Below are 6,845 nucleotides of genomic sequence, written 5' to 3'. Positions count from 1 at the left end.
CTTGGCTGATTTTTACAAAAAATTTGCTGTTACTTAGGATGAAATTTCACTTTCTTTAATAAAGCTTTACATAATTTTTACGGATATTCTCTTAGAATCAACTAGAGCTAGCAATAAGTCTCTGGCAAAGCCAATCAGCACGTTGGCTTGCTTTTAATTCCTACCTCGGACTTTTAACTAAAGTCTGGGTGAAATGCTATTGCTCGTACTTTTGACAAATCTCGTAAGGAATCAAAGATAGCCAGTGATCAACTAGACCGCCCTACTATGGCAGGTAGGAGTTAGGTAAATACTTAGTCTACAAGACTTTGCCTACTCCTCTTGATCAAGTAGTTCGTCCAGTGACCCTACAGTATTTATAGTGTATGACTAGCATCACCAAAATTCCTCAATTCTTGATGCAGTCGCTCATGGGGAGGGGCTGTGTGCGGAACCTGCGTCCGCACCTTGTAAGCCCCGTGGAAACCACGGCAGTCGCTCATGGGGGAGACCCCCAAGACCGCGCTGCCTCCCCAAGACCGCGCTGCATCGCTTCCAACCCCTGACTATTATATTGATCCGATGAATACAAAGGGGGATATTGCCGACAGATTTACGATTCATATCTTTTCAAAAATCTGAACTACTCAAAGCGTTTGATATTGCTTAAAAAATTAAGCTGTATTTAAATAGTGTTCTAGATATATCTAGTCAATATAAAGTAGTAACTTGTAGTAACTTTGGATAACTATTATTGATAATATAGTGATATTATACATTTTAAATATGCATAATTTATGGAACATCTAGGTTATTGAATAATTACAAGTCAGTGCTGATAATTATCATGATTAATTCTATAGCAGCAAACAACTGAGAGTAAGAGTAGCCGTATTATGAAGATTACATTAGTATGCCATGATATTCCCTATCCGCCCATCCATGGGGCGCGATTAGACATGTGGCGAAGGATAAAAGCTTTCTCTAATTTAGGGACTGAGCTACAAGTTATCTGCTGGTGTAGCCATACTCCAAAACCAGAGGAAGTCCTGGAAATTAGGAAGTATGCCAAGCAAGTTTTTTTGATAAAGTTTCCAAGGACACTCGGCTCTTTTATTCGGCGGATAATTGACTTACTCAAGTATCCTTTGGAAGTGACATCTAGAATTGTCAGAGGTAAAGAATTCAAGCTATTACTGTCTGATGTGGCTGCGTTTAATCCTGATGTCATCTTCCTAGATGGTATTCACGGTGGAGAAGTAGCAAGTCAGTTAAGTCAACACTTGAATCGGCTGCTGGTTATTCGCTCTCACAATATCGAGCATTTGTACTATAAGCGAAAACTTGCGTCTGCCAAAGGGTTCAACAAGCTCAAACGATATTTATCATTGTCTAACTTGGCAAATTATGAAACAAATTTACTAAAAAAGAGTACTTTATTTTACGATATATCCCTAGATGACCTAAATTTTTGGAGAAGTCAAGGATTGAAAAATGGTCGCTACTTAGCACCTCTGATTGAGTTTACTGAAGAGAATAGGGAAGCAATATCCAGAGATAAACTAAGCACCCATCCTGTCTATGATATCGTTTTTTTGGGTAACCTCTTTTCGGACAACAATGTAGCGGGAATAATCTGGTTTATTACCCAAGTTATGCCTATAATACGTTTGGCGTTACCAACATTTACTGTTTTAATAGCGGGTTCAAATCCTGTCCAGCACGTTAGGCAGCTATGTGAGGAAACTCCAGAAGTTGATCTGAAAATAAATCCAGTGTCTTCTGCAGAAGTATACAAGTCGGGGCGGGTTCTCATTAATCCAGTTTCCGCTGGGAGTGGCGTTAGTATAAAGTCCCTAGAAATGCTGGTTTCTGGTAGAGCGATTGTTTCCACACCACAGGGAATAGCAGGTCTACCAGAAGAGGTTCATCACTACTTTGAAATTGCTGTGGATAAGTCATCCTTTGCAGAAGCAATTATCCGATTTTTGTCCCATCCTGTCAGGGATAATGTTAATCCAGGTGTGCTTGAGGAATTGTTTGGTTCTAAAGCAATAGAAGGCGTGATTTCGGAAATAGATTCTCTGGTTTCACTTTCAAAGTATAACCAGTTAGCTCGATCTAAATCTTGATATAGCTAAATTTTGATATTTTTCAGACTATTTTAGTGTTTAGTGTGGATTAACTTTTAGTTAGCATAGTTTTAGATAATTTTGATGGTTATATTTAAAAAATTACACCCCTAATTAATTGTTTTGTTTGATTTACAATCAATAAAAATATTAAATGTAAATTCAGTAAAATATAAATGAAAAAACAACGTTTAATTACTAAGACCAGCTACTATCTTACCTCGTGGTTTTTGAATCACTGGCAAGTTGGCAAACGCCCAATTTTGATTTTAGGTCATGGTCGCAGCGGTACAAGTTGGGTCGGGAAAACATTGTCCACCGCAAATCGTGCTATATACTACTACGAGCCATGTAATCCAGCTATTACTGGAAAAGGTAACATGGACACATGGTTCCAATATACACGACCTGGTGAGCGAGATGACTTGCTTGAAAATGCTTTTGATAATGTCTTCAAAGGTCTACCTTTTGGAGGCGGTTGGTACCGAGGTTTTTGGGCTAGAGCACTGCCTAATTATCAAATCATCGTGAAAGATGTAGCATCTCTGATGTCCATCGAGTGGGTTTTCAAGCGCTACAATCCCAAACTATTGGTAATTGTTCGACATCCTTGCCCTACCGTATTATCAGAAATTAACAAAGAAACTCCTGCTGAGCTTTCGCGAGATACTTTATTACATCAATCTAGCTTATTTGAAGATCATCTCGAACCCTACCGCTCAGTGATAGAGGCAGCAAAAACGCCAATAGAAATATTTGCAGCTATCTGGGCAGCAAGACATCGTGTTGTAGCCGATGCATTGTCTCGAAATCCTGAATGGTTATTGGTCTTTTATGAGGACTTATGCTTAGACCCTATTGGTAAGTTCAAACAGCTATTTGAGCAGTTTGAATTGCCATGGAATAGGCGGGTAGAAAAGCATGTACTCCAGAGTTCAACTAACAATATACCTGGTCGTTATTCCAAGGTACGTATAAGCAACCAACAAATAAATAAATGGAAACAAACGATGACCCAATCTGAAGTCGATGTTGTGCGTAATTATGTTAAAATATTCGATCTACCGTTTTATCAGTCTGATCAATTCTGGTCACTAGAAACCTGAGAATGTTTACGTTTTTTTAAAGCTATGAAGTAGTTTGCGGTAGACACCTTGACTGGTCCTGGATTTCAAGGTTTAGGTAGTAGCGTGAAAGTAACGGCAGCTCTAAAGTTAACCAAAGCTCAATGGAGTAGGTGAAATATGAAAATTATTGCTCAACCAGCCTTTAAAGATCGTGACAAAAACCCTTATACCTGGCTAGTTTACACCCACCTGGCTACTTTGGGGGTTGATGTCCATGAGTTTTCTCCTAAAAAATTGCTGATAAATCATTATTCTATCTGGCATCGGCACTGGCCAGAACGAAACTTAAATGAACCTAACTTCTTCAGAGCGATCGCAAAAACATTAGCTCTATTATTCTTGATGATTTTGGCTCGCTGGCGGGGAACAAAAATTGTCTGGACAGTACACAACTTAGCCTCTCATGAACAGCTTTACCCGCAACTAGAGGCTTGGTTCTGGAAAGTCTTTACAAGACAGTTGGATGGTTACATTAACCTTAGCAAAACTGGGATGAAAGCTGCCCAAGAGCGCTTCCCTCAGTTAAAGAATATTCCAGGTTTTGTAGTACCCCATGGTCACTACCGAGGGCAGTATCCGAATCAAGTCAGTTCTCAAGAAGCTCGCAATTACCTAGGAATTACCAATTCGGCGAAAGTATTGCTTTTGTTTGGCAGAATTAGACCTTACAAAAATGCTCCTCAATTGATTCGAGTTTTCCGAAAGTTGTTTGACTCAGAAGCCATACTCTACATTGTGGGTAGTCCAGAATTTACTGAATTAGCAGCAGAAATTGAAAGGGAATCCGCCCTAGATCAACGAGTGCGAATCAACCTAGATTTCATACCCCAAGACCATATGCAATGGTACTTCAGTGCTGCTGACTTAGTTATTTTGCCCTACCGCGAGATTTTAAACTCTGGTAGTGCTTTCTTAGCCCTCTCTTTTAACCGACCCATATTAGTTCCTAAAATTGGCGCTCTCCCTGAAGTTCAAGAGCAAGTTGGTGAAGAATGGGTCTATACCTATACAGGAGAAATTACTGATTATGACATTGAAAAAGCTTTAGATTGGGCATTAAACACTCCCCGTCCAGAACAAGCTCCTCTAGAGGCGTTTGATTGGCAAGAACTAGCCAATCAAACGATTAATGCCTACAATTAAATTGCCAGCTACTCCAGAAAAAGAAGGAAGAAATTGCAATAGCTGAACCAGAATCATCAATTTATTGATGCCTGCACAATTCGTGCGCTACCTCACTACATCAATTAGTTTTTTGGGGTAAAAAAAATGGGTTTAAAACCGTAAGCATAAGCTGAAAGCACCTCAAGTAGCGTGGCTATTCCCGTAGCGTGGCCTTTGACACCTCAAGTAGCACCTCAAGTAGCGCATATGCTTACGGTAAGCTGATCATTTTTATTGGTCTTATTGAGATAACTAAACCGATATTTTTTTACCAGAAATACCGGCATTTTTTCCCAAATAAGCTTTTTCTGCTATTTTGTCACCCCCTCAGGGATAAATGGCTGAAATAATTAAAGCTAAGCATATTACGTGATGGTTTCTAGGAGTAAAAACAAGTTAATGATTGGACGACGTGAATTATTACTGGGTTTAGGTAGCTTAGCCAGTGTAGGCCCTCTGACAAGGTGTCAATCTATGATACATAGTCACCAAATTCAAGCTATTGATGACCCGAAGCGAGACTTTGCAGTAGCTCAAGGAGCTTCTTTAAAAGAGCGTGCGGCGGCAAAAGGATTAATTTATGGAGCCGAGAGTCGATTCCCAGACTTATCCTCAAACCCAGCCTTAGCCACCCGTTTTGCTCAAGAGTGTGCCATGCTGGTTCCCGGATGGGGACTCAAGTGGTTTATTTCTACTCCTTCTTCCCCTCCCCTGTGCCCTCACCCCCATCAGTTTGACTTTACGGCTGGGGATTGGATGGCAAACTTTGCCCAGACTAATGGATTGTTGTTTCGGGGACATACCCTAGTTTGGCACATCTCGTTACCCCCTTGGTTTGAGGAGACAGTAAACCGCCAAAACGCTCAACAGTTCTTGGTCAGACATATAAAGACAGTGGCTGGGCGTTATGCTGGACAAATGCACTCCTGGGATGTTGTTAATGAAGCGATCGCTACCTTCCAAGGACGGGCAGATGGTTTACGCAAAACGCCATGGTTAAAATTTTTAGGTCCGAAATACATTGACCTAGCCTTTCGCATTGCGGCTGTTGCTGACCCCAAGGCAATGTTACTCTACAACGAGTATGGACTGAGTTATGAATCGAGAGAAGAGCAAGCCAAGCGTAGGGCTGTCTTGAAGCTACTAGAGGGGTTGAAGTCTCAGGGAACCCCCTGTCATGCCCTGGGAATCCAGGCTCACTTGCGAGGGAATAAACGGATTAACCCCCAAAGCCTGCGGAAATTTCTCCGGGATGTGGCGAGTATGGGTTTTAAAATCTTGATTACTGAACTAGATGTCAGAGATGACAATTTACCAAAGGATGTGACTGTACGCGATCGCATGGTGGCTCAAGCTTATGAAGATTATCTGTCTGTGGTACTTGATGAGCCAGCAGTTATTGCAGTAGTGACCTGGGGATTTAGCGATCGCTACACATACTTAAGTAGCTTCCATCCCCGCTCAGATGGTGCCCCAGTGCGACCTCTACCTCTGGATGCAGATTTCAAGCCCAAGTTAGCCTGGAATGCGATCGCTCGTGCTTTTGATAATGCTCCTAAGCGTTGAATCATTAGACCTTTGGGGAAATTAACTTTCAGCTGAGATATCAATTGGGTTAATGGTTCATTTTCACGCTTATGTTTATATATAGCAGTTCTCAATTGGGTGAGGTAGAAAGTCCTGGGTTAATGGGAGTAGGGAGTAGGGAGTAGGGAGTAGAGATACAGCGGGGTCTTGGGGGACCTCCAAGACCGCACTGGCTCCCTTTGACCGCACTGGCTCCCTTTTACCACCCTGCATCGCTTTACGAACGACGTTTTGCTTGCTCAAAGGCTTGAGAAAGGTCCTCGAAAGAACAACCCAGTATTTCAACCAGGAGCCTGACGTGCTTTAAGCGTGGTTCGGCTTTGCCATTTTCCCAGTCACTAATCGTCGTAATGCTGACACCAACAGCAATAGCTAATTTCATTTGAGTCAGATTGGCATTTTCCCTGAGTTGTACCAGGGTAAGAGGTTGATCTTCTTGGCTTTTCATAATAAATTGTTTTTGTTCAAGAAAACTTGAACGCTTTGCTTAAATAGGGCTTGCGGATGAACTCTACATGTAGTTTTATAGTTACCCTCTAAAACCTACATGTCGTGTGTCGATGGCTAAATTGCGTAAGCCCTAATTAAAATAGGGCAGTTAACTTTGTTTTCTGCCCTTTTCTTGTTTGCCAGACAGCAGCAAGCAGTTTGGCTCTATCACATAGGGTTATTAGCTAGTTCAGTAAAATAGCTTACCACTAACCATACCGTAGATAAATTTTCTGTAAAATGTTTGCACCAAACAGCTAATATTCCCGAAGCTATGCCAAGCTAGAGGCAAATCATCGCGCAATCGAAAGTAAGCCGCTTCAACACCAGCAGACTTACCTGATCAGGGGAATCTAACCCGCAACTA

At 41.4% G+C, this 6,845-nt stretch carries 6 protein-coding genes; 4 read left to right on the top strand and 2 right to left on the bottom strand.

Annotation, left to right across the window (positions count from 1 at the left end; all coding sequences use genetic code 11):
- Nucleotides 1–875 precede the first annotated feature (875 nt).
- The 4 genes from F6K57_RS34015 to F6K57_RS34000 all read left to right on the top strand — a co-directional run bounded on the left by F6K57_RS34015 (nt 876) and on the right by F6K57_RS34000 (nt 5,968).
- Entirely contained in the window at nt 876–2,111 is a 1,236-nt protein-coding gene (locus F6K57_RS34015; RefSeq protein ID WP_293072340.1) for a glycosyltransferase, read from the top strand.
- Between the two features lie 176 nt (nt 2,112–2,287).
- The gene (locus tag F6K57_RS34010; RefSeq protein WP_293072339.1) at nt 2,288–3,217 is read left to right on the top strand and encodes a sulfotransferase; all 930 of its coding nucleotides are present in this window, start codon (nt 2,288–2,290) and stop codon (nt 3,215–3,217) included.
- A gap of 138 nt (nt 3,218–3,355) precedes the next feature.
- Nucleotides 3,356–4,381 carry a glycosyltransferase family 4 protein gene (locus tag F6K57_RS34005; protein ID WP_293072338.1) on the top strand — a complete coding sequence of 342 codons (1,026 nt, stop codon included), beginning with the start codon at nt 3,356–3,358 and terminating at the stop codon, nt 4,379–4,381.
- Nucleotides 4,382–4,876: 495 nt separating this feature from the next.
- Nucleotides 4,877–5,968, top strand: coding sequence for an endo-1,4-beta-xylanase (locus tag F6K57_RS34000; protein ID WP_293072337.1), 1,092 nt, complete (start codon nt 4,877–4,879; stop codon nt 5,966–5,968).
- Between the two features lie 75 nt (nt 5,969–6,043).
- On the opposite strand, the gene F6K57_RS33995 is transcribed toward F6K57_RS34000, so the two are convergent.
- Together F6K57_RS33995 and F6K57_RS33990 are read right to left on the bottom strand one after the other, a co-directional pair.
- Nucleotides 6,044–6,232 carry a hypothetical protein gene (locus F6K57_RS33995; RefSeq protein ID WP_293024918.1) on the bottom strand — a complete coding sequence of 63 codons (189 nt, stop codon included), beginning with the start codon at nt 6,230–6,232 and terminating at the stop codon, nt 6,044–6,046.
- Nucleotides 6,207–6,437 carry a helix-turn-helix transcriptional regulator gene (locus tag F6K57_RS33990; RefSeq protein WP_293024917.1) on the bottom strand — a complete coding sequence of 77 codons (231 nt, stop codon included), beginning with the start codon at nt 6,435–6,437 and terminating at the stop codon, nt 6,207–6,209. The genes F6K57_RS33995 and F6K57_RS33990 overlap by 26 nt, the downstream gene beginning before the upstream one ends.
- Nucleotides 6,438–6,845: the final 408 nt, after the last annotated feature.

The organism is Moorena sp. SIO4A5, assembly GCF_010672005.1.
Lineage (GTDB): Bacteria > Cyanobacteriota > Cyanobacteriia > Cyanobacteriales > Coleofasciculaceae > Moorena.
The sequence above is the reverse complement of the archived record's forward strand: the minus strand, read 5'-3'. Positions and strand labels throughout refer to the sequence as shown.

Bases quoted from the DNA above. Each gene is read 5' to 3' on its own strand.
- F6K57_RS34000 (WP_293072337.1), top strand. From the start codon at position 4,877: ATGATACATAGTCACCAAATTCAAGCTATTGATGACCCGAAGCGAGAC.
- F6K57_RS33990 (WP_293024917.1), bottom strand. From the start codon at position 6,437: ATGAAAAGCCAAGAAGATCAACCTCTTACCCTGGTACAACTCAGGGAA.
- F6K57_RS34015 (WP_293072340.1), top strand. From the start codon at position 876: ATGAAGATTACATTAGTATGCCATGATATTCCCTATCCGCCCATCCAT.
- F6K57_RS34010 (WP_293072339.1), top strand. From the start codon at position 2,288: ATGAAAAAACAACGTTTAATTACTAAGACCAGCTACTATCTTACCTCG.
- F6K57_RS34005 (WP_293072338.1), top strand. From the start codon at position 3,356: ATGAAAATTATTGCTCAACCAGCCTTTAAAGATCGTGACAAAAACCCT.